This window comes from Bradyrhizobium sp. 1200_D9_N1_1, assembly GCF_052075915.1.
GTDB lineage: Bacteria > Pseudomonadota > Alphaproteobacteria > Rhizobiales > Xanthobacteraceae > Bradyrhizobium > Bradyrhizobium diazoefficiens.
The window spans coordinates 2886994-2910984 of the sequence record NZ_CP197226.1 but is presented as its reverse complement, the minus strand read 5'-3'; the positions used below and the strand labels follow the sequence as shown (position 1 = coordinate 2910984).

General features: G+C 61.9%; 19 protein-coding genes. 9 read left to right on the top strand and 10 right to left on the bottom strand.

Annotation, left to right across the window (positions count from 1 at the left end):
* Positions 1 to 215: 215 nt before the first annotated feature.
* Positions 216 to 1598, top strand: a complete 1383-nt coding sequence (locus AB5K84_RS13985) for a polysaccharide biosynthesis/export family protein (RefSeq protein ID WP_110116909.1) — start codon at positions 216 to 218, stop codon at positions 1596 to 1598.
* Positions 1599 to 2130: 532 nt separating this feature from the next.
* Positions 2131 to 3189: a UDP-glucose 4-epimerase GalE gene (gene galE, locus AB5K84_RS13980; RefSeq protein ID WP_110116910.1), complete on the top strand. Its 1059-nt coding sequence runs from the start codon at positions 2131 to 2133 to the stop codon at positions 3187 to 3189.
* Positions 3190 to 4092: 903 nt separating this feature from the next.
* Here the strand turns inward: galE and AB5K84_RS13975 are convergent.
* Positions 4093 to 4473: a VanZ family protein gene (locus AB5K84_RS13975; protein WP_110116912.1), complete on the bottom strand. Its 381-nt coding sequence runs from the start codon at positions 4471 to 4473 to the stop codon at positions 4093 to 4095.
* A gap of 321 nt (positions 4474 to 4794) precedes the next feature.
* Here AB5K84_RS13975 and AB5K84_RS13970 point away from each other — a divergent pair, with 321 nt between their 5' ends.
* The 6 genes from AB5K84_RS13970 to AB5K84_RS13945 all read left to right on the top strand — a co-directional run bounded on the left by AB5K84_RS13970 (position 4795) and on the right by AB5K84_RS13945 (position 11926).
* Positions 4795 to 5016, top strand: a complete 222-nt coding sequence (locus AB5K84_RS13970; protein WP_162603722.1) for a hypothetical protein — start codon at positions 4795 to 4797, stop codon at positions 5014 to 5016.
* Between the two features lie 428 nt (positions 5017 to 5444).
* Entirely contained in the window at positions 5445 to 7814 is a 2370-nt protein-coding gene (locus tag AB5K84_RS13965) for a hypothetical protein (protein ID WP_110116913.1), read from the top strand.
* 93 nt (positions 7815 to 7907) lie between these two features.
* Positions 7908 to 8951, top strand: coding sequence for a TAXI family TRAP transporter solute-binding subunit (locus AB5K84_RS13960; RefSeq protein WP_110116914.1), 1044 nt, complete (start codon positions 7908 to 7910; stop codon positions 8949 to 8951).
* Positions 8948 to 9568: a hypothetical protein gene (locus AB5K84_RS13955; protein WP_171463803.1), complete on the top strand. Its 621-nt coding sequence runs from the start codon at positions 8948 to 8950 to the stop codon at positions 9566 to 9568. Before AB5K84_RS13960 ends, AB5K84_RS13955 begins: the two co-directional genes overlap by 4 nt.
* 36 nt (positions 9569 to 9604) lie before the next feature.
* Positions 9605 to 10210, top strand: a complete 606-nt coding sequence (locus AB5K84_RS13950) for a DsrE family protein (RefSeq protein ID WP_011089058.1) — start codon at positions 9605 to 9607, stop codon at positions 10208 to 10210.
* 819 nt (positions 10211 to 11029) lie between these two features.
* Entirely contained in the window at positions 11030 to 11926 is an 897-nt protein-coding gene (locus AB5K84_RS13945; protein ID WP_441232527.1) for a LysR substrate-binding domain-containing protein, read from the top strand.
* 10 nt (positions 11927 to 11936) lie between these two features.
* Here the strand turns inward: AB5K84_RS13945 and AB5K84_RS13940 are convergent, their stop codons facing one another.
* From AB5K84_RS13940 to AB5K84_RS13905, 8 genes are all read right to left on the bottom strand, one after another.
* Positions 11937 to 13016 (bottom strand): isocitrate/isopropylmalate dehydrogenase family protein, encoded by a 1080-nt coding sequence (locus AB5K84_RS13940; RefSeq protein WP_279084188.1) that lies wholly within the window; start codon positions 13014 to 13016, stop codon positions 11937 to 11939.
* Between the two features lie 81 nt (positions 13017 to 13097).
* On the bottom strand, positions 13098 to 14579 hold the full coding sequence (locus tag AB5K84_RS13935; RefSeq protein WP_441232526.1) for an aldehyde dehydrogenase family protein: 1482 nt from the start codon (positions 14577 to 14579) through the stop codon (positions 13098 to 13100).
* A gap of 98 nt (positions 14580 to 14677) precedes the next feature.
* Entirely contained in the window at positions 14678 to 15589 is a 912-nt protein-coding gene (locus tag AB5K84_RS13930) for an NAD(P)-dependent oxidoreductase (protein WP_271551602.1), read from the bottom strand.
* A 68-nt stretch (positions 15590 to 15657) separates the two neighbouring features.
* The gene (locus AB5K84_RS13925; protein ID WP_441232525.1) at positions 15658 to 17151 is read right to left on the bottom strand and encodes a sugar ABC transporter ATP-binding protein; all 1494 of its coding nucleotides are present in this window, start codon (positions 17149 to 17151) and stop codon (positions 15658 to 15660) included.
* A gap of 4 nt (positions 17152 to 17155) precedes the next feature.
* Positions 17156 to 18184, bottom strand: a complete 1029-nt coding sequence (locus AB5K84_RS13920; RefSeq protein WP_441232524.1) for a hypothetical protein — start codon at positions 18182 to 18184, stop codon at positions 17156 to 17158.
* Positions 18185 to 18234: 50 nt separating this feature from the next.
* Complete coding sequence (locus tag AB5K84_RS13915) at positions 18235 to 20355, bottom strand: ABC transporter permease (RefSeq protein WP_441232523.1); 2121 nt, start codon at positions 20353 to 20355, stop codon at positions 18235 to 18237.
* Between the two features lie 51 nt (positions 20356 to 20406).
* Complete coding sequence (locus tag AB5K84_RS13910; RefSeq protein WP_028176110.1) at positions 20407 to 21420, bottom strand: sugar ABC transporter substrate-binding protein; 1014 nt, start codon at positions 21418 to 21420, stop codon at positions 20407 to 20409.
* A gap of 38 nt (positions 21421 to 21458) precedes the next feature.
* Positions 21459 to 22457, bottom strand: a complete 999-nt coding sequence (locus tag AB5K84_RS13905) for an ABC transporter permease (protein ID WP_011089068.1) — start codon at positions 22455 to 22457, stop codon at positions 21459 to 21461.
* 378 nt (positions 22458 to 22835) lie between these two features.
* Here AB5K84_RS13905 and AB5K84_RS13900 point away from each other — a divergent pair, with 378 nt between their 5' ends.
* Positions 22836 to 23345, top strand: coding sequence for a hypothetical protein (locus AB5K84_RS13900; protein WP_404521450.1), 510 nt, complete (start codon positions 22836 to 22838; stop codon positions 23343 to 23345).
* 143 nt (positions 23346 to 23488) lie between these two features.
* Here AB5K84_RS13900 and AB5K84_RS13895 read toward each other — a convergent pair whose 3' ends face one another.
* The gene (locus AB5K84_RS13895) at positions 23489 to 23989 is read right to left on the bottom strand and encodes an Lrp/AsnC family transcriptional regulator (RefSeq protein WP_011089070.1); all 501 of its coding nucleotides are present in this window, start codon (positions 23987 to 23989) and stop codon (positions 23489 to 23491) included.
* Positions 23990 to 23991 lie beyond the last annotated feature (2 nt).

Sequence of the window (23991 nt, the reverse complement as noted above, 5' to 3'; positions counted from 1 at the left end):
GGCTCGATGGGAATGATCAATATCAATAGAGGACCAATCACTCGAACAGAGCGGACGAAGGCGCCGATCGGTTTGGCGTCAATGAGAGAACAGAACGTCGTTTTGCGGATCGCTTGTCTGGACGGTCACTCGGACGGTTGTCGACGTGCTGCCTTCCGCGAACAACTTGAAAGACTTTCACTTCGGTGACCACCGTTCGTACAGGGAATGACGCCATGCCGAACTCCAGACTGCGCAATAGCTTCCATGTCGACGTCTCTGGCAGCGACCTGGGTCGTTGCATCAAATGGATCTTGGTGGCTATTGGCCTGACAATCTCCGTTACTCAAGCAAAGGCCGAATATCTGGTAGACATCGGAGATGTGCTGGAGGTTGCGGTGGCGGGCGTGCCGGAGCTGCGGCATCGTGCTGCCGTCCAAATGGACGGGAACGTTTCGTTACCACTGGTCGGAACGCTTCCAGTGGCCGGCCTGCCCTTACCGCAGATCCGAGCCAAAATCGGGGCTGCACTGGCGAGCAAGGTATTTCGACAGAGGGCGTCCGATGGACGTGAGACGGTCGTCGTGATCGACGCAAACGAGATCACAACGGTCATCGCGGAATACAGACCCATATACGTAAATGGGGACGTATCGAAGCCGGGCGAGTACCCCTATCGTCCGTCTATCACCGCACGTCAGCTGGTCGCCGTGGCAGGCGGCTACGACATCATGCGCATCAGAATGAACAACCCATATCTCGAGTCAGCAGACCTGAGAAGCGAGTATGGTTCGCTTTGGACGGAACTGGCCAAAGAGCAGGCGCGCATGTGGCGCATCAAGACTGAACTTGGAGAGGGAGCCCAGATCAGTCCCGGCGCTCTGATGGACCCGCCCTTAGCTCGATCGGCGATTTCGGAAATCGTGAATTCCGAAAAGGAATATCTGAAGACCAAGCAGAGTGATTATCAGCAGGAAAAAACGTTCCTTCAGAGCGGTATTCGACAGGGAGACGACGAGGTCCGCGTGCTGTCAGAGCAGCAGAAGAAGGACGAAGAGGGACTTCAGGGGGATCTTGAAGAGCTGCAGAAAGCGACCGAGCTCTTCGGCAAGGGATCCCTGATCAGCCCTCGCGTTACGGATGCGCGTCGCGCGGTGCTGCTGTCATCAACCCGGAAGCTGCAAACCTCTGCGCAACTGCTGCAGGTCAAGAAGCAGCAGGACGAGTTCGTCAGAAAGCTGGCAAAGCTGGATGACCAGCGGAGGCTCGACCTGCTCCGTGAGCTGCAAGAGACCAGCGTAAGGCTCAATCAAATTCGCGAAAAGCTGCAGAGCGTCGGCGAGAAGCTTCAGTACACCACAATGGTTCGATCACAACTTGTGCAAGGCGCTGGCAACCACGTAGAGATTTCCGTCATCAGGAAGGGCGATAAGGGGCAGGAACGGATCACCGCAAGCGAAGATACCGAGCTGCAGCCGGGTGACGCTGTCGAGGTCAGCCTCCACTACCAGGATGGTCCTGTCGTCTCTCCTCGCATGCTAGGCAGTTCAAATATTCCATCAGGAACGAGCCGGACCGATTCGGCCGCCGGCGATTCGGTGCACGTCGGACAGAGATGATGAGCGCCGACGTAATTCGGGAACGGGAAGCTGCGGAGTCTTCCCGTATATCGTTGCGCACACGGAAGGTGTCCAGCGAAATGATTCTGTTAGCCGGAGGCGCTCGTAGTATCTCATCGACGGCGGGGCCACTTGCACGGTCAATTAGGCCAATGAGCGGGGCTAATCGGTACTTCAAGTCGTGGCGACGGCTGAACGCGTTACGGGCGAATCAATCCGCGTCGCGCTTGTGCCGAGACGGGCTGGCGATCCCGCGGTCCTGATCGGCACTCACGAAAAGGCACGAACCTGCCCGGCTGGAAGCCGGAGCGATCTGACCTGGAGGTTCAGATCCGCGACGCGTGGCAATGGATGACACGACAATCGTGAGCGCTCGATGGCCCGCCCCCCGGCGGGTGGCGCCGCGCGCGATGCTGTCCATCAGAGGTAGCTCATAAAGTCCAAAATCTCCACGCCTCACGGGCGCAACTTGCAAGTAATGTGATGTCGCATTGCACAGAGCCTCGTTGAGCGAAAGTGGAAGGTATCCAAGATGATCTTGGTAACAGGAGGTGCCGGCTACATCGGGTCCCACGTTTGTATCGCGTTGCTAGACGCCGGGTTCGACGTCGCCGTCGTCGATAACCTCTCCAACAGCAACAAGGCCTCGCTTGAGCGGGTCCAATCCATCTGCGGGCGATCGCTCGTCTTCCGGCACGCAGACATCCGGAATGAAGGGGTGATCTGCGACACGCTGCGTGCCTGCGGAGTGACTGCTGTCATTCACCTTGCAGGGTTGAAGGCGGTGGGCGACTCCAACCTACGGCCCATGATGTACTACGAGAACAACGTCCTGGGCACGATGCGGCTGGTGTCGGCCATGAAGAGGGCGAATGTAAAGACGCTCGTCTTCAGCTCGTCCGCGACCGTCTACGGGATACCTAAATACCTGCCGCTCGACGAGAAACATTCTCTCGGTCCGACCAATCCGTACGGCCGCACAAAGCTCGTCATCGAAGAGATGCTGAAGGATCTGTGCAGGTCCGACGACGGTTGGCGGATCGGCAATCTGCGCTACTTCAATCCGGTTGGCGCGCACGAAAGCGGGCTCGTCGGGGAAGACCCGCTCGGCGTTCCCAGCAACCTGTTGCCGTTTGTGGCGCAGGTGGCGATTGGACGGCGGGAGAAGCTGCGGATCTGGGGAAACGACTATGATACGCCTGATGGCACCGGAATCCGCGACTTCATTCACGTGGTCGATCTCGCATCCGGGCATTTGAGTGCCCTGCGCCATCTCAGGCAACTCGGCCTGATCACGGTCAATCTTGGAACGGGCAACGGCAGCAGCGTTCTGGACATCGTCCGTACGTTTGAATCGGTGAGCGGGCGATCAATCCCCTATGAAATCGGGGAACGCCGGGCCGGTGATGTCGCCGCCTGCTATGCCGACCCGACGCTTGCGAAGGACGTGTTGGGCTGGGCATCGACGCGGTCGTTGGAGCAAATGTGTGCGGACCATTGGCGTTGGCAATTGCAGAACCCCAACGGCTATCAGGGCTGTGAGCTTCCGAAGGTCCGGGAGCGGTCCAGGCATCTCCGTCGTCATGCGTGAGCCTGCGCGTCCGAGGTGTTGGAACGCGCACCGGAGGGGCTGACCGCGTGAGTGGAGTTCGGGGCGAGCCGCGGCAGCACGCATGCCCCCATCAGAGGTAGCTCGTAATGACCCTCACCCCAGATCGAGCCTGCAGGTAAGATGCAGTCGCGCCTGGGGATTTGCGATGCCACACTATCGTGCGTACGTTCTGGACGAACACGGCCAATTGGGAAGCGTGGTCAACCTTCACTGCCCTGACGACGCGTCCGCAACCAAGCGGGCCGGGCGGTTGGCGGATGGTCACGAGGTTCAGCTTTGGCGACTGGTTGCCGAGCTCAAATTCGACGAGCCGCAGCACCGATCCAGGCGGCGGCGGAGTATCCGCGCGCCAATGCACTGAGCTCGATTGAGCGTTGCGCGTTCGCCTCGGTCAGCTCCACAGACAATTTGTATTGCGGTTCGACTGCCAACTACGCGGCGCGATCCCACGGATGCGCATCGGCCAAACTGCACGCCATCGCGCTGACCTCGTGGGTCGAAGCCGGCCGCATAGGTAGTTCGCGGACGTCCTGCAGAAATCGTCCAGGAGCAGCCCGAATGCCCTGCTTCCGATGATCAATCCCTCACCTGCGAATAACTCGCCCTAGCCCACGAAGTCGGTAGACTCGGCGTCACAGGGCCATCGCGCGGGCTTCATCATCCTGCACTGCGACGGCCACCGCGCATCGCCGGCGTTAGCGCGTCGCGCCGCCTGCCGGAGGTCGAGGACGTCGCTTCCATGGTGAACTATCTTCTCGGCGAAGGCGGCAGGAAACACCCGTAACACCGCCTGACCGTCGTGGCTGCTCACCGTGCTTTAAAGATTCCGCGCGTGGTATGTGACGCGCAAGAAGCTTTGGTTGAGGCAGATCAGTCTGCTCATTAAGGACGTTCGCGTGTCAACGGGTCGGGATCTTCGCCAACTTGCGCCATCATCCGGCCGGCCGCGGCGGACAGTGCGAAGCCAGCGCAGGCCGAGAGCGCATCGACTACAAAATCCTCAAACCTCGCGTGCCGTCCCGGCGCCCATAGTTGCATAATCTCAAGCAGGCCGATCAGGGCAACGGCGACCGCTGAAACAGTCCAGCGCCGCTGCGGATAGGCTAGGGCAAAGAGAATCCCGATCAGAAGAAAGGCGAGCGCGTGATCGCCTCGCTGCCCGAGAACAGGGTGAGGCCGAACGTCCTCAGGTCCGAGCGTTACGAAAGTGACGATGGCCGTGAGCAGCCACGCGACAAGCCGAAGAAGAGCAGTACGAACCATTAAAGCGCCTCGATTGGTAGCCCCAGCCGGGGCCTTTCATTTCCGAGACTCGATATCAAGAGCATGTTCCCTCCACCCACCGCAAACGGCAGCATCAATACTCATGACGCTTCAGCGAATATTCTTCGTACGCCGCGTGCAAAACATCATTGGACGCTCGACGCACAATTTCAAATAGCGCTTGACACAGGCTGCCGTGCATAGGGAGTACCCATCCATGGCAGTTGTTCTGAAGGGCTCCTTTTTGGCAACAATAGTTGCTTTCCTCAGGGGCGAGGACAATGCAATGGCGACCCAGGAAGACGCTACTCGGAGGCCAGCTTGTCGATTAGTCGCACGCAGACCATTGAATGGGACGGCAAAGCCCTGAGCGGCTGGGTAAACCTTGGCGGAACGCCGACGAAAGTCTCGGCAGACCGGGAAACAATCCATACCCATGCGCCTGGCTTTAGTGACGCACTCAACCGCGAAATCGACCGCCATCGGGATGAGATTTTCGAGAAGCTGCTGCCGTTCTTCAAGCAGCAAAAACGAGATTTCTAGCGCGGTTGATTGTGGTTGCACGTAAGATTGTCGACCCGTTTGGTTCGGCCGAAGGCAGTATCAACCTGTAGTGCTTGCTCCGCGCCCCTATCCGGGCGCGATAGAAGCGCGCTTGCGGTTCTTGTTCTTGGTGCACCCTGAAGGCAGGCCCGGAATGGGCGGCCCCAGGCTCGAGCTCACCGGCGCCGGTCATTGGCGAAAACGGCGGGCCCGCCACCGTTAGTTGGCGATCAGTTCCATTCGCGAAACACAGATGCACGGGAGAGACCTTCGAGCAGTTCACAGCTTCGATGATCGGACACAATCTGCGGCCTAACCCGAAAGTGGTGGGGAGGGTCCTCCATCCGAGCTATATGATTCGCGTAAAGATGCTGGGCATAATGATGCATCAGGGGGAAATCGTACCACCACGCGACAGGTGATTGCAGATGAGTCGCACGGTCATGTTCAACGAGAAAGTGGTGAAGATCTCCCTTACGCGGCGAGAACGTGCACCCCTGTGTATGGCAGCGGTCATGCTCGCTATGACATGGGCCTCGGAAACGGACGCTTCCCCGCGTCAGGCGCGGCACCTCGCAGACGCGCAGCAGGCGACGACTGCCCGCGATCGCGGTTCTGACGAGTTCGAGACCTGGCCGCCGCGCTCAGGAAGGGACAACTCGATACAGATTGCGCAAGCGACGACCAGCCACACAGGAGCCCTGCAGCCATCTCCGGAGCAGCAACGCGATTGGGCAGAGTCACTGTCTTGCGAACTTGCCCTTGCAAGGCGCGACATCACGTTGCTGCAACATTTCGAGCAGGAGCGCGATCGGGCCGAGTGGCTCGCGCAGGATCTTGACGCTGCGCGGCGCGAGGTCGAAACGCAAAAGGCGGTGGTGGCGAAGGCCGTCGAGGAGGCTTCCCGCCTGAAGGAAGCTTCCCGCCCGAATCGAGCGGGCGAGAGTGGCCCGGCTGAGTTGCAGGCATCGCTGCAGGAGGAGCGTGAGCGGTCGGTACGGCTGGAGCAGGATCTCGCAGCCGCGCTGCGCAATGTCGAAACGCAGACTGCGCTGGCGACGAAAGCGGGTGAGGAAACGTCCCGGCTGAAACAGGCGGGAGAGAGCCAAGCCGTGGAGCTGCAGAAGGCCCTGCAACAGGAGAGCGAGCGAACAGCGCGGCTGGAGCAGGATCTCGCAGCCGCGCGGCACGATGCCGAAACCCAGACTGCGCTGGCGACGAAAGCAGGTGAGGAAACGTCCCGGCTGAAACAGGCAGGAGAGAGCCAAGCCGTGGAGCTGCAGAAGGCCCTACAACAGGAGAGCCAGCGGACAGCGCGGTTGGAGCGGGATCTCGCAGCCGCGCGGCACGACGCCGAAACCCAGACTGCGCTGGCGACGAAAGCAGGTGAGGAAACGTCCCGGCTGAAACAGGCAGGAGAGAGCCAAGCCGTGGAGCTGCAGAAGGCCCTACAACAGGAGAGCCAGCGGACAGCGCGGTTGGAGCAGGATCTCACAGCGGCGCGGCAAAACGTCGAGTCCCAAACTGCGTTGGTGGCAAAGGCAAACGAGGCAAAAGAGGAAATGTCGCAGCGAAGTCGGGCGGCGGAGGCCAGCGCCGCAGACTTGAGGCGATCGATGCAGAAGGAGCGCGAAAGGGCCGACACGCTTGCGCAAGATCTCTCCCTGACGCGAAGCGCCATTTATGCATATCAGGCGCAAACCGCGCTGTTGGCGAAACCCAGCGAGGGCCCGTCCCGGCTGAAAGCGGCAGCAGGGGGCGATGCGGTGGAATTGCAGAAATTCATGCAACAGGAGCGGGATCGGACCGGCCGGCTGGAGCAGGCGCTTGAGGCCGCGCAACGCGATATCGATGCGCAGACCGCCCTGGCGGCAAAAGCGAGCGACGAGGTCGTCAGGCTGACGCAGGCCGCAAAAGCCGGCGCCGCGGAGCAGATACGATCGATGCAGAAGGAGCACGAGAGAGCCGATGCGCTGGCGCAGGATCTCTCGATGGCACGCAGCAAGATCTACGCATACGAAGCTCAAGCGGCCAAAGCCAGCGAGGAAGCGGCACAGCACAAGCAGACTGAAGCGAGCGAAGTCGCCTCCTTGGGGCTATCGCTGCAACGGGAGCGCGAGCGGGCCGAGCAGCTGGCCCGGGATATCGCGAAAGCAGGCCGCGATCTCGACGCGCAGACCGAGCGAGCGTCCAAGGCGAGCGAGGAAGTCCTACGGATCAAGCAGGCCGGAGAGCGAGACTCGGCCGAGCTGCGCGGCTTGTTGCAGCGTGAGCGCGAGCGGGCCGAAGGACTGGAGACGGAGATCGCATTGGCGCGTCTCGACAACGGCGCCTTTGTGGCGAAACATCCCTCGCCCGCGTCTCAGCCGGCGACGACCGGAAAGGCCATGCGTGAGCCGTTCGCAGCGCCGGCGCGACAAATCCAGGATCAGCCGGTCCAGGAGAAGCCAGCCCAGGATAAGCAAGTCCAAGATCAGGCCATAGTGGCGCGCAGCCCAGGCGACGCCCGGGTCAATCCTGACGAAGCAGTGCAAGTCGCGAGGCTGATCGCGCGCGCGAGCTTGCTGCTCGAACAGGGAGACATCGGCGCAGCGCGGATCGTGCTGGAGCACGTCGCCGGGATGGGCAGTGCGCAGGCAATCTTCGTACTCGCTGAAACCTACGATCCGCTGATCCTACCCAGTCTTGGAACGTATGGAACTCACGGGGACGCGACCAGGGCGCGAGATCTCTATGCGCGGGCCGAAGCCGGCGGAATCAAGGAGGCGAAAGCGCGCTTCGAAGCCTTGCGTCGATAACACGGTCTTGTGCGGCGATTTTCCAAACCGGCCACGCGCAATCAAGGATCGAAAGCGCCGACACGGATGCAGCATGTTTAGAGGAGTTGGTCGATGAAAAGGCTTACAGGATTGCGTCGGCTGCTCCTGCTCGCGTCGTTCGCACCATTGCTGCTGGCGATTCAACCTTGGGCGGATGCGCGGCCGCAAGATACTCGACCTCACAAGATTCGTCTGGCACGGCCCGAGCCGCCGCAGCCAAGGCCTCAGGTGATCTCCATGAACGCCTGGACGATCGGCCTGGCCGGAGGTCTCCTCGAGGGCGCGCCGATCCGCCTGGCGGCGGAGATCGCCCGTGTGGTCGACGATGGAGATAACCTGCATGTTCTGCCGGTTGTCACTCGTGGCGCTGCGGAGAACCTCAATTCCCTGCTCTATTTGCGCGGCATCGACGCGGCGATCATCAATTCCGACGCGCTCGAGGAATACAAGATCCAGGTGCCGGACATCCAGCGACGAATTGCGTATGTCCTCAATCTATTTCCGTCCGAGCTGCATATCTTCGTTCGACCCGAGATTCGAACCTTGAACGATCTCGCCGGCAAGAAAGTCAACTTCAATACGCTGGGCACCGCTGCGGCGTATTCGGGGCCGCTGATCTTCAGTCGCCTCAATCTCGAGGTCGAGAAGACGTTCATTCCACATCAGGTCGCGCTCGAGCAGATGCGCAAGGGCGAGATGGCCGCCGTCGTCTTCATTACTTCGAAGCCGGTGGATGCTTTCGTGCGGGGCCGTTGGGAGCCAGGTTTCAAGTTCCTGCCCCTCCCCTACGAGAGCAAGTTCGAGGACTACTATCTTCCCGCCGCCCTCGATGGGACCGACTATCCCAATCTGATCAAGCCGGGCGAACGGGTTTCAACGATCGCCGTGCCGACCGCTCTGGTCGCCTTCAATTGGCCGGCCAACTCGAACCGCTCTGAGCGCGTCGCGCGCTTCATCGATCACCTGTTCTCCCGGATCGACAGATTGCAGGGGCCAGGCTTCGATCCGAAGTGGAAATCCATCAACCTTGCTGCGACGGTTCCGGGTCTCACGCGCGTCCCTGCGGCGCAGCTGTGGCTGGATCGCCAGCCCCGCGCAACACAAGCATCGCAATGAAACGCGCCGCGGTCCTTCTTCTTATTGTGCTCGGAGCTACAGGCGGCATTGCGTTGGCCCAGGATCCCATGACGCAGCTCCGTTCCTGCCTTCAGAAGGACCACGCGGAGCGCCTGGCGTGTCTGAATAAAATGACGCGTACCATCGCGCCTCAGAATCGCCCGACGCCCGAAGACGACTGGATCGTCAGCCAGACAACCTCCCCCATCGACTATTCACCGATCGCGACCGCTACGACATCGTCGCGCACCGGGACCGGCGAGTCCGCGATGCAATTATCGATCCGCTGCCGCGGCGGCCGGACGGAGCTGGCACTCGCGGGACCCGGCATCTCCCGCGGAGGCGGTGACGATGCAATTTCCTATCGCGTCAATGACAATCCGGCGGTGCAGGTTGCGGCAGCCGTCCCGGCATTCGGTCCCGGCATCGCGTTCACCGGGGACGTTGTTCGCTTACTGCAGTCGCTTCCAGGCAGCGGGGACCTTATTGTCCTGCTCTCACCACGGGGCGGCGCTGCCCGTGACGGGACGTTCTCCCTCGCCGGGCTGGATGCGGCGCGTGCGAAGATCGCCGCGGCGTGCAAATGGCCGCGCGCGATCGCGACACCAAATCGTTGATGGTGTGCATATGATTTTCTTCGATGGAGGCGGATAATGATCAGATTTCAACATATCGCCAAATCGGTCGTGATGGCAGCGATCGCCGTTCTGGTTTCCGCATCGTTTTCGGCCGCGGAGCAGGGCGGAAAGTACTGGACGCCGGCGGACGGGCAACCCGTCCCGCACAAGGCGGGCCATGCGAGGCAACACGTGGCGAAGCCGACGACGGCGACGGCGACGCGGAAGCAATCCGCGTTTGCCCGCATGGAGGATTCGGCCGCAGCAAAGAAAAGAGAACATCATTTGATCCTGCAGGTGAATACCAACGACCCCGCAGCGATGAATCTCGCGCTCAACAACGCGACCAATGTGGCGCAATACTACAAGGACGCTGGCGAGAAGGTGAAGATCGAGGTCGTCACGTTCGGGCCCGGCCTGCACATGCTGCGTGAAGACACCTCGCCGGTAAAGACGCGCATCGAGGAGATGGCCCTGAGCACGCCCGAGGTTTCGTTCAAGGCCTGCGGCAACACCCAGGAGAAAATGCAGAAGGCCGAGAGCAAGGACATACCGATTGTTCGGCAGGCGGAGGTCGTGAAGTCGGGCGTCGTGCGCGTGATGGAATTGCAGGAGATGGGCTGGACCTACGTCAAACCGTAGGCCAACCATGTCAGGATCGGCCCAAACCAACCCCAAATTTCCATCGGGGTCGCGTATTCAGGTAAAGCCCACAGCGGGCCCTCGCTTGGCTGGAAAAACCGGGAGAGTGATTGGCGTTGGATACTATCCGAAGAGTCTCCGTGTGGTTCTCGACGGATCGAAGGCTCCGCTTACTCTTCACGCAGACTATGTGGTCGCGATTGATGCGCGAACCGACCATCCACGGTCGGATTGATGGATGGCGTCTCCGGTATGGACTTGAAGATCACCTGACTTCTTACCGATTGAAGAACGGGGATTCTCGCTCCAGTCCGTCAAGGTCCGGATCGCCCTCTCCGGCGGGTGAGATCGTCCGCGCGGTAAGATCACGTCACCGCCAGCGCAGTCACTTTGATGCAGGACCTCAAGCTATAGCGCGGGGTAGCCTTACACATCGTCAGGGCCCGATATCGGAAAAGACCGTCCGAGAAATCAGCTGCTCAAACGGTTCCCCCCGTTAAGCCGCCGATTTGGTGGGCGCACCAGGGCTCGAACCTCGGACCCGCTGATTAAGAGATTGCGACGGGTTGAGAGCAATCAATGGCTTGCCGGCCTCAGACTGGAGCTTATCCGGCCGAAAATGGGCGTCTGTCGCACGATCACAACGCTGCTTTTGCCCGGCCGACCGGGACTTGCTGCACCGCAACCTGGCTGCAGATTTCTTCGTGCGCGTGCCTGCCAATCAGCACTGGATATTGCGGGTGGCCCCATTCCGGGCAAAGAGAGGAACCCTCGTCCCCCTGCGATAAACAGCATAGACGCCGAACAAGGTAGCAGCCGTTGTCGAACATCAATCTCAAGCTTCTCCATACCTTCCTGCTCGCGGCGGAGCACGAAAGCTTCAGGAAAGCCGCACAGGAATCGAACCGGTCTCCGTCCGCGGTGAGCATGCAGGTCCGCGGGCTGGAGGAGCAGATCGGCGTCCAGCTCTTTCGCAGAACGCCGCAGAAGGTCCTACTGACGCCCGAGGGCCGGATCCTGTTCGAACAGGCCAAGCGCGCCCTGCAGGAGGTCCAGTCAGGGCTCGATTTGCTGACGGAAGCAGCTCAGTCGCGCAGCCGCCACATTCAGATGGCCTGCGTCCCGACGCTTGCGACCGGCTGGCTTCCGAACATCCTGGCGACTTTCAAGATCCGTCATCCGAACACCCAGGTGCAACTCATGGAGTTGCCGACCGGGCCCATGCTTGAACTGCTGCGACGGCGGGATGTCGAATTCGGAGTTGGTCCGCAGATTCCTGGCATGGAGGATTTCGAGTTCGAGCCGATCCTCGAGGATCCGCTCTATGCTTGCTTGCCGCCCGTCTTCGACGAGGGACAATCGAGCGTCTGCTTTGCCGACCTCGTCGACAAGCCCACGATCATGCTGTCGAAATCGACTGCTGTCCGGGGATTGATCGATGACACGCTGGAGACACTCGGAATCCATCTCGATGTCCCGTTCGAGGTCCAGCAGGCCACGACGGCAATGGCCCTTGCGGCGTCCGGGCTCGGCATTGCAATCGTGCCCCGGGTCGCGCTGGTGCAGGCCGGAGTGCAGCAATTTCGCATGGTGCCGATCTCCAACCATGTCGGGCTCCGTCAGGTCGGCCTGATCACCGCGCGCGGGCCGATCCTCCGCCCCAACACCGAACGGCTGATTACCTTGATACGAACCAGCCTTGCCCAGCTCCGCTGAGCCCGGCGCATCAAAGCCGTTTCAGCAGAGCATCCACGACCTGATTGGTCGGCGCGACGCCGCCGATGTCGCGGGTCCTCAATGCGGGGTCCTCCAGCCCGGCGCACACCGCAGCTTCGATCCTGTCGGCCCCAAGCTTCAGCCGGCTATCGCGATGGCGCTGATCCAGACGCCTCAGCATCAGGATCGATGCCAGGATGGTTCCATAGGGATTGGCGAGTCCCTTTCCCGCGATGTCGGGCGCCGAGCCGTGCGAGGCCTGGAAGAAACCGATCCCGTCACCGACCTCTTCCGATGGAGCCATGCCCATGCCGCCGACCGTCGCCGCACCGAGATCGGAAATGATGTCGCCGAACATGTTCTCGGTAACGATGACGTCGAAATGAGAGGGCTTGTTGACGAGATGAACCGTCATCGCGTCAACTAGGACGTGCTCGGCCTCGATGTCGGGATATTCCTTCGCCACCTCGTCGAACACGGCACGGAAGAACGCGTAGGTCCGCAGCACATTGGCCTTGTCGCAGCAGGTCACGCGGCGTCGTCCGTCCTTCGGCGAGCCGTTGCGCGTTCTGGCCAGTTCGAACGCGAACCGTACGATGCGCTCGACGCCCTTCCGGGTCTGGACGAGGGTATCGACAGCCACTTCTTCCCTCAGTAGCGCACCCGCGCCGCGCGCGGCATAGAGCCCTTCGCTGTTCTCCCTGACGATGACGTAATCGATCGGACCCGGCCGCCCCAGGGGCGACGGAACGCCCTTGTAGAGTTTGATCGGCCGCACATTGGCAAAAAGGTCGAGCTTGAAGCGGAGCGTCAACGTGAAGTCGAGCCCGGCCTCGGTCCCGTCGGGATGGACCACGCCGGGAATGCCGGCCGCACCGTGCAGAATGGCGTCGGCTGTCCTGCAGCCCTCGAACGAGGCTGCCGGGAACGAGTCCCCCGTCTTCAGGAAATGATCGGCGCCCGCGGGATAGTCCACGAACCGCAGCGTGCCGGCCTGGACGCCGGCCTGCAGCACCGCGACCGCCGCACGCGCCACTTCAGGGCCGATGCCGTCGCCATGCACGACAGCAATTGTGTAAGTGTCTTTCATGATACTCGCTCGGTGAATTGCATCTGTGGTTGCCTCAGATTGCGCACGGCAGGCACGCATGCGATCGCATGCGTCTCAAGGTCAGTCCAGCTTGATCCAGACACCCTTCGTGTGCAGATATTCGTCGAGATGCTCGGTGCCGCCCTCGCGGCCATATCCGCTCATCTTGTAGCCGCCGAATGGCATTGCGGGATCCAGCGCGTGGTAGGTGTTCACCCACACCGACCCTGCGCGGAGGCTGCGAGAGATGACGTGGGCCTTGCTCACGTCGCGCGTGAAGACACCTGCCGCGAGCCCGTACGGCGTCGCATTGGCTCTTTCCACTGCCTCGTCGAGGGTGTCGAACGGCAGTGCGGAAATAACCGGCCCGAAGATTTCGTCACGGGCGATCTGCATATCATCGGAGACGCCGGCGAACACGGTCGGCTCGACGAAGTTACCCTTCGCAAGATTCCCCTCCCTCACGCGCCGGCCGCCGGCCACCACCTTCGCGCCCTCCTCGCGCCCGCTTTGCAGGAAGCCCTCGACCTTGTCGAGCTGTCGCTGGGAAACGAGAGGTCCGATCTCCGTCGTCGGATCCGCGCCATCGCCGATCTTCAGGGCCGAGGCGAACTTCCCGAGCCGCTCGACCAATTCATCATGGATTTTACGCTCCACCAACAGGCGCGAGCCGGCGATGCAGATCTGGCCCGAATTGGCGAATGCGGCCATCGCGGCGATCGGCACGGCCTTGTCGAGATCAGCGTCGGCACAGACGATGACCGGTGACTTTCCGCCCAGCTCGAGAGACACCCGCTTGAGGTTTCCGGCCGAAGCCCGGATGATCGCCTGGCCGGTCGCGGTGGAGCCGGTGAAGACGATCTTCTCGACATCGGGATGCTCGGCCAGCGGTGCGCCGGCCTCCACCCCGGTTCCGGTCACCACGTTGACGACGCCGGGCGGCACGCCGGCCTCGTTCATCAGGTCCGCGATCAGCAGCGGCGTCAGCGGCGCCTCTTCCGACGGCTTCAGCACGATCGTGCAGCCGGTTGCGAGCGCGGGCCCGATCTTCCAGACCGATGCGGCCGTCGGCGCATTCCAGGGGATGATGGCGCCAACCACGCCGACGGGCTCCTTCCGCGTGAACGAGACGATGTCCCCCGGAAGCGAATTATCTACCGTCTGCCCATGGAGCGCGGTCGCCATGCCGGCGTAGTATCGCAGCATGCCGATCACGCGAAGCTTGTTTGCGCGCGTCCGGGCGATCGGCATTCCCATATCGGCCGTATCGGATTGGCTGATCTCCTCCCAGTGCTTCTCGAACAGGTCGGCGATACGCAGGAGCAGCGCCTGCCGCTCGAACGGCTTGAAACGGCTCCACGGTCCTACGAAAGCGCGTCGGGCCGCAGCGACCGCCACGCTGATGTCGGCCGCCTCGCCGCGCGGCACGCGACCGATGACCTCGCCGGTCGCGGGGTTATGCGTCTCGAAGACCTTGCCCGAGCGGGCTTCCACCCACGCGCCATCGACGAACATCTTTCGGGCTCGGCCGTCGAGCGGAAATCGGATCTCAGCTTTCGTCATCGTAGTACTCCTGTCTCAACAGAGGCGATGGACGGATGCCTCGCCGTTGTCTGATTTCGCGCTTTCATAGCGGTGATTCTTCGACTCGGGCAGGGCCTCTAGGCGGCCGGGTGCGGCTTCCGCAGAAAGCGCGCCAATTCCGGTATGTACGCCTCGCCGTGACCGCTCTCGACCACTGCCGCGATCGCGCCGGCAACGCCGTCCGCGATCGTCCTGGATGCGCCGGATGCGCTTGCCATGGTCCGGTAATAATCGATGTCTTTCAACGCATTGCCGATGAAGAACGGGACCGTGCCGACGTCGTCCGTCACGATGGCTGGCGTCATACGCTGTAGCGCAGCGCCGGCCCCACCTCCTTTGGCGAGGACATCGACGAAAACCGCGGGATCGACGCCCGCATCGGCCGCCTGTGCGGCGGCTTCGCTGAGCAGCGCCATGAACCCGATCGAGACATAGTTGTGGAGCAGCTTGAGCCGATGACCAAAGCTCACCGGCCCAACTCTTTCGACCCGCTCGGTGAAGGATGCGAGGACCGCGCAGGCATTCTGAAAATCTGTTTCGTCGCCTCCAACCAGAAGGTTCAGCGCCCCATCTTCCGCATGCTTTGCCGTGCGGGTCATGGGCGCATCGAGGAAGGCCCCGCCGGCGGCGCGGACGGCCGCGGCCATCCGCAATGTCGATTCCGGCAATGCGGTCGAACAATCGACGATGATGGTTCCCTTGCGCAGCCGGGACAAGATGCCCGCGTCACCGGTGAGAACCGCCTCGACCTGGGGCGAACCGGTGACGCAGAGGATGATGATGTCCGATGCTTCCGCGACGTCAGCAGGAGTCTTGCAGGCTGTGGCACCGAGTCCGACGAGATCGTCGACGGGCTGGTTGCCCGGGTGATCGAGAAACGCCAGGGGGAAGCGGCCCCGCGCCAGGACGTTCTTCGCGATGCCGTGGCCCATCAGGCCCACGCCGATAATTCCGACCCTCGTCACGGTGACCTCGTTCATCTCTTGCATGTCCGGTCGCCGGTGTCGTGCCCCACATGATCGTGTTGGGACAGCCGGCATATGCTGTGGCAGGCCGCCTAGTGGACGGCGGCGTACATGATCTGCTGCTCGGTTGCCTCGGCTGTCTTGATCTCTTCGACGATCTTTCCCCGCTTTGCGACCAGGATGCGGTCCGAGAGTGCCATGACCTCGGGCAGGTAGGAGGAGATCACGACCACGGCGAGACCGTCGTCAGCCAGGCTATTGATGAACTGGTGGATCTCGACGATGGCGCCGACGTCGACACCGCGGGTCGGCTCGTCGAAGATGATCAGCCTGGGCTTCTGGATGAGCGACCGCGCGATGACGACCTTCTGCTGGTTGCCGCCGGAGAGTTCGATCACCCTGGCCTTTTCATTGATCGACCGAAGCTGAAGCCGCCCGGCCCATTGTCGCGCCAGCTCCTTCGCCTGTGTCATCGAGATCACGGACAGCGGGTTCGAGAAGCGCGAGAGCTCGCCCAGATGCAGGTTCTCGGCCACCGTCATTGTCTCGAAAAAACCGTCGAACTTGCGGTCTTCCGTGACGTAGACGATGCCCTCGCGGACCGCCATCCGCGGAACCCGGTAGCGGACCGATTTGCCGCGATACTTGATCTCTCCACCATGGAAGATGTCCCGCTTCAACACGCCAGCGACCACCTTCATCATTTCGGTGCGACCGGCGCCGACCAGCCCGAAGACACCCGTCACCTGTCCTGCGAAGATAGAGAATGACGTGTTGCGGACCATCGTGCCCGAAGACAAATTCTCCACGCTGAGCACCCGTTCACCATACGGCCTGGGCGGGCGGCCGTGATCGCCATGCAACGTCTCGGTCAGGTTTCGTCCGACCATTGCCTGGATGACCGTATCGCGCGTGAACGTCTCCTTGACATCCGATGCGACCAGCCGCCCGTCCCGGAGAATTGTAATGCGATCGGCCAGCTGCAGCGCCTCTTCAAGCGCGTGCGAAATGAAGATGATCGCGACCTTGTCGGCCACCAGACGCCGGATCAGGTTGAAGAAGTGCCGCTTCTCCTCCGGCGTGAGCGTCGCCGTCGGTTCGTCGAAGATGATCACCTTCGCCTTGTGATGAACGGCGCGCGCGATCTCCACCATCTGCTTTTGCGCCGCTCCGAGCTGCGAGACCTGTGCCGTGGGATCGACCTGGAATCCCATGCCAGCCAGGAATTGTCGGGCCTGGATGTAGAGTCCCCGCAGCCTATTGAACACCTTCTCCTCGCCTAGGTAGATGTTCTGTGCCACCGTCATCGACGGCACGAGATTGGTCTCCTGGTAGACCATGACAACACCCTGCTTCAGGCCTTCGGCAGGCGTCGACAACTGCACCGGCGTCCCGTTCAGGAGCATCTCTCCGGACGTGAGCTTGTAGACGCCGGCAAGAACCTTCGTCAGCGTCGACTTGCCGGCACCGTTCTCGCCGAGAATGGCGTGTACCTCTCCCGGCGAAACGGCGAAATCGACTTCCTGGAAGGCGGGGATCCTTCCAAACAGCTTCGTTCCGTTGCGGATCTCCAGAATGGGCTGCATGCGATTACTCCGAGAGGGCCGTCGCCGGATCGCGGATTTCCAGGACCGCGTTCGAACCGCGGCTGGCGAGGTAGAGCGCACCTGCGCATTCGGCGGCCGCCACGACACCATGCCGCGTGCCGTCCGCGCGGGAGTGGAAGGATCCGATGGGCGTCATGCTCGCGTCGCAATACGCCATCAGCCCATAAGACCGCGTGACCGAATAGGGCTTCAGGATGCCCATCTGCTTCAGCTGGCTTCCCTGCATCGGCTCCTTGAAGCTGCGTCCTGAACAGAGTGACGGGGCCACCCAGTGCTCTTCCGGCAGCTCGTTGACCATGCGGGTCCTGTATTCATCCTCGCGCAGGATGAACTCCACGAGCTGGTTGCGCACGGAATAGAAGGAAAGCCAAATACCACCGGCAGCCGCGCGCGTCAGGCGTGCGGGATAGCCAGGCAGGCTGGTGACAAGCTCAACGGGCTTTCCAGCCGGAAGCGCCAGCGCAAGGACGCGGTGACGCAGACACTCGGAGACGAACACCTGTCCGTCTAATGCCGCCAATCCGGATGGCCACCCCAATCCAGTCGCTGCGATCGTAACCCGGTCCTCGACGAGATCGACGACGACGACTGAGCCGGAAAGATCCTTCGTCATCAGCGCACGCCGCCAGTCGAGTGCACCGACATGTTTCGACCCGTTGCACACGGCGAGCGTCGACTCGTCCAGCCACGCGATCGCGGTCGGGCAATGCAGGACGTCACCAGAAGGCTGAACCACCTTGCCGTCGAAGCGACCGCCCCGCACGACGAGTCCCTTGCGGTCCAGCCCGATCGCCAGCGCATCCCCGAGTCCAGCCATCGCCGAGATCGGGGCATCGAACCTTGCCATTGTCTCCGGACCTGAGGAGGAGGTCGGCCGCAGACGGAGCAGCCCGGAGCCGCTCGAGGCAAAGAGGTTGGCACCGAGAGCCACGAGGTTGTCGACCTGATCGACCTGGCAGAGGACCGGCGCGGCCTCGAGCTTCTGGTTCGGCAGGAACGGGCCGTCGAGCACTGGCACCGTGACCGCGCCTTCGCGGCGCCCCAGCACTTTGTCGATCCATTTCACGAGCGGTGGCCCCAATAGCTGTCCACACCGCAGAACGCGGGGTCGGCTCCCTCCAGCCGGTATGTCCCCATCCTGTTGTTGAAGATTCCGCAGAGATAAAGCACGCCCTTGTGCTCGCGCATCGAGGTGATCATGGGATGCTTCTGACCGCCCTGATCCCAATAGCTTTCGAGGATCTCGCCACGCTCGTTGAACTTGAGAACACAACCGGTGTTCAAATTCGGCATCAGCCAGGCATCTTCGGAGCACCGCCGCGACATCCTCTTGCGGAAGCCCGGCATCTCGAGCGACAGGTCGAGCGCCGGTGTACGCATCCCCATCAAGGCCAGCCAGTAGCACCCGTCGGACGCGCGATTGATGTTGTCGGGGTAACCGGGAAGGTTCGGAATGACGACCTCCACCTCGCCCTTCTTCGGTCCATCGAAATAGTACCGACTGATCCGGCAAGCCCAGCTTTCCGCGAAGAGCAGGGACTCGTTATCGTAGGACATGCAGATGCCGTTCGGAAACACCAGGTTCTTCAGAACGGTCCGGGTCCTTCTGGTCTTCGGATCGTAGCGGATGATACGGCCGTTGCCGCGACTCTCGAGCGCGTCCGAATACCAGTCGTGCATCTCGAACCGCGTCGTCGCCTCGCTGAAATAGATGGTGCCATCGGGCGCGATGTCGAGATCGTCCGCGAGCTTCATGTTGGAATCGTCGATGATCGACAGCAGGCTCCGGTTCGTCTCCGCGGTCAGGCGGCGCACCGTGCCGTTCATCTCGACCTGATAGAGGCCCATTCCCGCGACGCAGATGTTGAGATGTCCCTGGCGATCGAACGCCATCCCCAGCGGCGAGCCGCCGATATGCGCCAGCACCTCCCAGCGCTGATAATCGGGCGGAAGCCAGCGCACGATGTCGCCGTGACGGTTGCCTGTGTAGAGGTTGTCGTGGCGATCGAAGATGACGTCCTCGGCGCCCTCCAGAATGCCAAGGCCGATGACGCCGACGTCGCGCAGCCTGTCGTTCGGTGCCATGGCGCCCGCGCCCGGGTCCGTTGGGACGGGGTCGGGCATGCGGGCATAGGCCGGGGAAATGTAGACGCTCCGCAGCAGCTTGTGGCGGTTCTTGACCCAGCGCACGTCAAGGAAGACGGCGGCGACAAGGATCAGACCCAGCACGAGGTCGGCCCCGGGGCCGGAGATCGCGAGCGCGAGGAAGCTGTTCGACAGGAGCAGCACGAAGACGGCCCCCATGATCGCCTTGGAGACCGTGCCCCGCCCGCCGCCCAGCGAGATACCACCCAGCACCGTGGCCGTGAGCGCCTGCAGCTCGAGTCCCGCCCCGACGTCCGACGCCGCGCTTCCGATCCGGCTTGCGAACAGGAATCCGGACAGGGCGACGAGGGTGCTGCAACAAACATAGGCGCTGAAGATCGTCCAGCGAACATTGATGCCGGCATTGTACGCCGAACGGCGCGCCCCACCGACGGCGAGTAGATGCCAGCCATACCGTGTGCGCGAGAGCACCACGTGAACGCCGATTGCGATGGCGGCAGTGATCAGGAAGGAGACCGGCGCCAGCCCGATATTCGCGGTGCCGAGATATTCAAACGCGGCGGAGTCGGACATGTTGGTCACAATCGCCGTCGAGAACTCGGGAAAGACGATCTCGAACAACGATCGGAAGATGATGAGGGTGACCAGTGTCGTGAGGAACGCCCGCATCCTGACATAGCCGACAAGCAGCCCGTTCAAAGCACCGCATGAGGCTCCGACAGCCAGTGTGGCAACGAGACCAGTACCAGCGCTCCATCCCTCGACATTCATGCCTATCAGGGACATCAGCACGGACAGTGCGAAAACCGAACCGACGGACAGATCGATTCCGCCCGACATCATCACGATCGTGAGGCCGAGAACGATCAGCCCAAACTCCGCAAACTGGCGCGCGAGGTTTCCGAGCGTGGTCCATTCGAAGAAGTGCGGAACGAACGGCCCCAGACCGAACACGAGCAGCGCCAGCGCCAGGAACGGGATGGCGCTGTCGACCCACTTCTTGGTGAGGACCTCCCCGATCACGTGATCGGGGAGGAGCTTGTACCGCCAGCGAACGATATCGGTCGATAAACTCATCTCGTCCATTCCCTGCGCGCGCCGGCCTGGGGCCGTAGCGCCACATGCCCCTTACTTGAGTTCGTCGAGCGTCCAGCAGTTGCGGCCCGTCGCATTGTTCTTGTCGACCCGCGTCACCGGCCCGAAGAACACGTCCTTGACGGCGGCGGCCTTGCGGTTGCCTTGCAGCAACTCGGATATCTGGCCTGCCGCGATCTCGCCCTGGATGTCGGCATGGAAGTTGTAGACGACGGTCAGGAGCCCTTTCTTGATGCTGTCGCAACCGGTCTGGCTTCCTGCGCCATTCGTGACGATCGTGACCTGCCCGGTCTTGCCTGCGGCTGCCACGGCAGCTCCGGCGCCGACCTCGGCGTTGTCCCAGATGCCCATCACGCCGCAGAGATCGGGATGCTGCTGGAGAACCGTCGCAGTGATCTGGCGCGCCTTGTCGGAGTCGTAGTTGGCGGCCTGATCAGATACGAGCTGAAGGTCGGGATTGGCGACCAGCACCTCGTTGATGCCCTGGCGCATGTAGATGTTGGCCGCACCGGTCTCCACCCCGGCGAGCCAGACGACCTTGGTGGACGGGCCCTTGCCCTTGGCGCAGGCCTTGGCCAGTTCGCCCATCTCGAGCCGGCCCATCTCGATCCAATCGTTTCCCACATACGAATCCGTCTGGGTCGCCGACTGCATGTTGACCTGAAGCACCGGAATTCCGGCCTCCTGAGCCTGCTTCAATTGGCGCGCATAGGTCTGCACGTCCGGATTCTGCACGATCAGCAGATCGGGCTTCTCGGCGATCGCGCCGGTCAGCGCGCGAATGCCCGCCTCTGTATTCATGTTGGGATCGCGCACTTCGAGCGTGAAGCCGTAGCGTTGAGCATGCCGCTGCCATACCGTCACCCAGGCCTGGTTGAGGTCGAAGCCCTGGGAGATCGGAACGAAGATCACCTTCTTGCCCTTGAGGGCCTTCAGATATGCCTCTCTGCCGACCTGCTGCACCTCGGCGGCGATGCTCGGCGTCGCGGACGCAAGGCCCCCGAGCACGAGGCCCGTCAACAACAATTTTCGCAGAACTGAAACCATGATGTCCTCCCGGTTTGTAATCGCTTGAGGCGTTCGCCCTAGATATCGCCACTCTGCGAGGTCTGTTCGTCGCGCGGATTGAGCAGCGCATCGATCGCCAGAGCGCCAAGCAGGATCACGCCCTTGATGAGGTTCTGGGCCGTGAAGCTGATGTTGAGGATCGTCATGCCGTTGGTGAGAACGCCGACGAGGATCGTGCCCACGATCACATTGCGGACACCGCCCTGCCCGCCGCTGAGGCCAATGCCACCAAGCACAACGACGAGAAGCACATCGTAGATCAGCGTCGAGTTGTACAGGCGCGTGTTGATGCCGGAGACCACCGCGCACATCAGGATGCCGGACAGAAATGCGATCAGGGCGCTGGCGGCATATTGCGAGATGATGACCGGCCGGGCCGGCAATCCCATGGTGCGCGCGGCGAAAGGATTGTCGCCGGTCGCGTAGATGAACCGCCCGAAGCGGGTCTTCCGCAGGAACAGGGCCACGAGTCCAGCCAGCACCGCCGCCACGCAGACCGAGACGGGAACGCCGGCGATCGTCCCTGTTCCGAGGAACGTGAACCAGCCGTGCCCCGTCGGAGCATAGACCACGTCCGACTTGAAGACGATTCGCCCCGCGCCGTAGACCACCGATGCGAGGCCGAGGGTCGCAAAGATCGGCGGCACGTCCGCCACCGCGACGAGCGTTCCGGTGCCGACGCCGACGAGGATGACGAGCAGCCCGCCAACCACCAGTGCCCAGCCAAACGGCAGGCCGGTGGTCGACAGCCAGATGCTGAACGCAACGCCGATCACCATCACCGCGATCATGGTCAGGTCGATGCCGCGCCCGACGACGACCAGCGCCATGCCGACCGCAAGGATGCCGAGCGTCGCGACGTTGTTCAGCAGCGTGAGGATGTTCCCGGCGGTGAGAAACCTGGGCAGGAAGATCGAGAAAGCCGCGATCAGGACGAGCGTGATGCAGAAGATGACCTCCTCCTGCGTCAGCCTGAACGATGGAATTCCACGCACCAGATGCTCCGAGCGGCTCATGTTCCGGTCAACCGTTTCCGGCTTCGGAGGCGCGACCGGGCCGAGCCCTCGCGCAGGATTGACTGCTCGCGATCATCGTTGTTTCCCCGCCTGCAATAGGCTCTTCTTGGTGGGCAAGATGAGCGAGGTCTCCCCGCCTCATGCAAGGCGCTTTTTCTGACCCCCTGTTTCGTTTTTCTGATCCTCCGGCATTTTCACGCTCACACCGGCAGTGTCGTCGAGATCTCGGCCGTTGAGAAAAACTGACACCCCCGTCAGAAATACTGCGCTTCGCCGGCATTGCCTCGGCGCTTCGTCTACTTGAAGATCGAAACGCGATCGGCGCCTCGACCAATCACAACGAAACAGAGCCGATTTCACCTGACAGGGAGGTAAAGTATGAAATTCCGCAGACTGCTCGCGCTCGCGGGTGTGTTTTTTGGCATGAGCACCGTTGCGCTCGCTCAAACTCAGACCGACGATGAGTGCCTGAATCCCGGAAACGACGAACTCTTGAAGCAGGGATGCTCCTATCTCGACGAGTTCATGAAGGCATTCAACTCGCGAGACGCGGAAGCCTGGGCCAAGACGGTCCATTATCCGCACATCCGGATCGCCGCCGGCCAGGTTCAGATCTGGAACACGCCGGAAGAATATGCGCAATCGAACGACGCGAAGCAGTTGGCGCAGGCCTCGACCTGGGCGCGTTCGGCATGGACGTATCGCAAGCTCGTGCAAAAATCCGACGACAAGCTGCACTTCATCACGCGGTTCACGCGCTATGACGCCAACGACAAGCCGATATTGTCGGCCGATTCCTTCTATGTGATCGTCAAGAAGGATGGGCGATGGGGCGCCCTGGTGCGATCGAGCTATGTCGGCATCATCGGCAAGAAGACCGCGTTCTGATGCTCCGCTGGCTTCCGCTCGAACACGGGAGCTGGCGTCGAACCGAATGCTCCTGGCTTAGGCGCGCGGCGCCACGAGCATCTTTCGTCGGGCTCCCGATCGCGGGAGCCCGCCCCTCAGGGGCCCGTTCGAAACAGCCGCGCTTACGGCGGACCGGCCTTGGAGGGATCGATCGAAATCTGGCGCTTCAGGGTGCGCAGGCCGAATGTCGTTCGCGACTGCCGAATACCCGGTATCCTGTACAACGACTGTCGCAGGAAGCGCTCGTAGTGATCGGTGTCTCGCACGACGACCTTGATGAGATAGTCGTAATCGCCGGTCACCAGGTAGGCCTCCATCACCTCCGGAATCCGCGACAGGGCAGTACCGAAGCGATCGAGCACCTTGTCGTCATGCTTGTCCAGCGTGATCTCGACGAAGGCGATGTTGTTGTATCCGAGATTGGCGTGATTGAGCACCGCGACATATTTCTCGATCGCTCCGTTTTCCTCCAGGCGCTTCACTCTGGTCCAGCATGGAGAACTCGAGAGCCCGACCTGCTCCGCCAGCGCACTCGTCGTCAAGCGGCCGTTCTCGCAAAGCGCAGAGAGAATCCGGCGATCCAGATGATCGAGATCCTCGACGGGGCTGCGCTTGGAGGGCATGG

Bases quoted from the DNA above. Each gene is read 5' to 3' on its own strand.
- AB5K84_RS13900 (WP_404521450.1), top strand. From the start codon at position 22,836: ATGAAATTCCGCAGACTGCTCGCGCTCGCGGGTGTGTTTTTTGGCATG.
- AB5K84_RS13910 (WP_028176110.1), bottom strand. From the start codon at position 21,420: ATGGTTTCAGTTCTGCGAAAATTGTTGTTGACGGGCCTCGTGCTCGGG.
- AB5K84_RS13960 (WP_110116914.1), top strand. From the start codon at position 7,908: ATGAAAAGGCTTACAGGATTGCGTCGGCTGCTCCTGCTCGCGTCGTTC.
- AB5K84_RS13935 (WP_441232526.1), bottom strand. From the start codon at position 14,579: ATGACGAAAGCTGAGATCCGATTTCCGCTCGACGGCCGAGCCCGAAAG.
- AB5K84_RS13955 (WP_171463803.1), top strand. From the start codon at position 8,948: ATGAAACGCGCCGCGGTCCTTCTTCTTATTGTGCTCGGAGCTACAGGC.
- AB5K84_RS13915 (WP_441232523.1), bottom strand. From the start codon at position 20,355: ATGAGTTTATCGACCGATATCGTTCGCTGGCGGTACAAGCTCCTCCCC.
- AB5K84_RS13975 (WP_110116912.1), bottom strand. From the start codon at position 4,473: ATGGTTCGTACTGCTCTTCTTCGGCTTGTCGCGTGGCTGCTCACGGCC.
- AB5K84_RS13940 (WP_279084188.1), bottom strand. From the start codon at position 13,016: ATGAAAGACACTTACACAATTGCTGTCGTGCATGGCGACGGCATCGGC.
- AB5K84_RS13985 (WP_110116909.1), top strand. From the start codon at position 216: ATGCCGAACTCCAGACTGCGCAATAGCTTCCATGTCGACGTCTCTGGC.
- AB5K84_RS13930 (WP_271551602.1), bottom strand. From the start codon at position 15,589: ATGCAAGAGATGAACGAGGTCACCGTGACGAGGGTCGGAATTATCGGC.
- AB5K84_RS13950 (WP_011089058.1), top strand. From the start codon at position 9,605: ATGATCAGATTTCAACATATCGCCAAATCGGTCGTGATGGCAGCGATC.
- AB5K84_RS13895 (WP_011089070.1), bottom strand. From the start codon at position 23,989: ATGCCCTCCAAGCGCAGCCCCGTCGAGGATCTCGATCATCTGGATCGC.
- AB5K84_RS13905 (WP_011089068.1), bottom strand. From the start codon at position 22,457: ATGAGCCGCTCGGAGCATCTGGTGCGTGGAATTCCATCGTTCAGGCTG.
- AB5K84_RS13925 (WP_441232525.1), bottom strand. From the start codon at position 17,151: ATGCAGCCCATTCTGGAGATCCGCAACGGAACGAAGCTGTTTGGAAGG.
- AB5K84_RS13965 (WP_110116913.1), top strand. From the start codon at position 5,445: ATGAGTCGCACGGTCATGTTCAACGAGAAAGTGGTGAAGATCTCCCTT.
- galE (WP_110116910.1), top strand. From the start codon at position 2,131: ATGATCTTGGTAACAGGAGGTGCCGGCTACATCGGGTCCCACGTTTGT.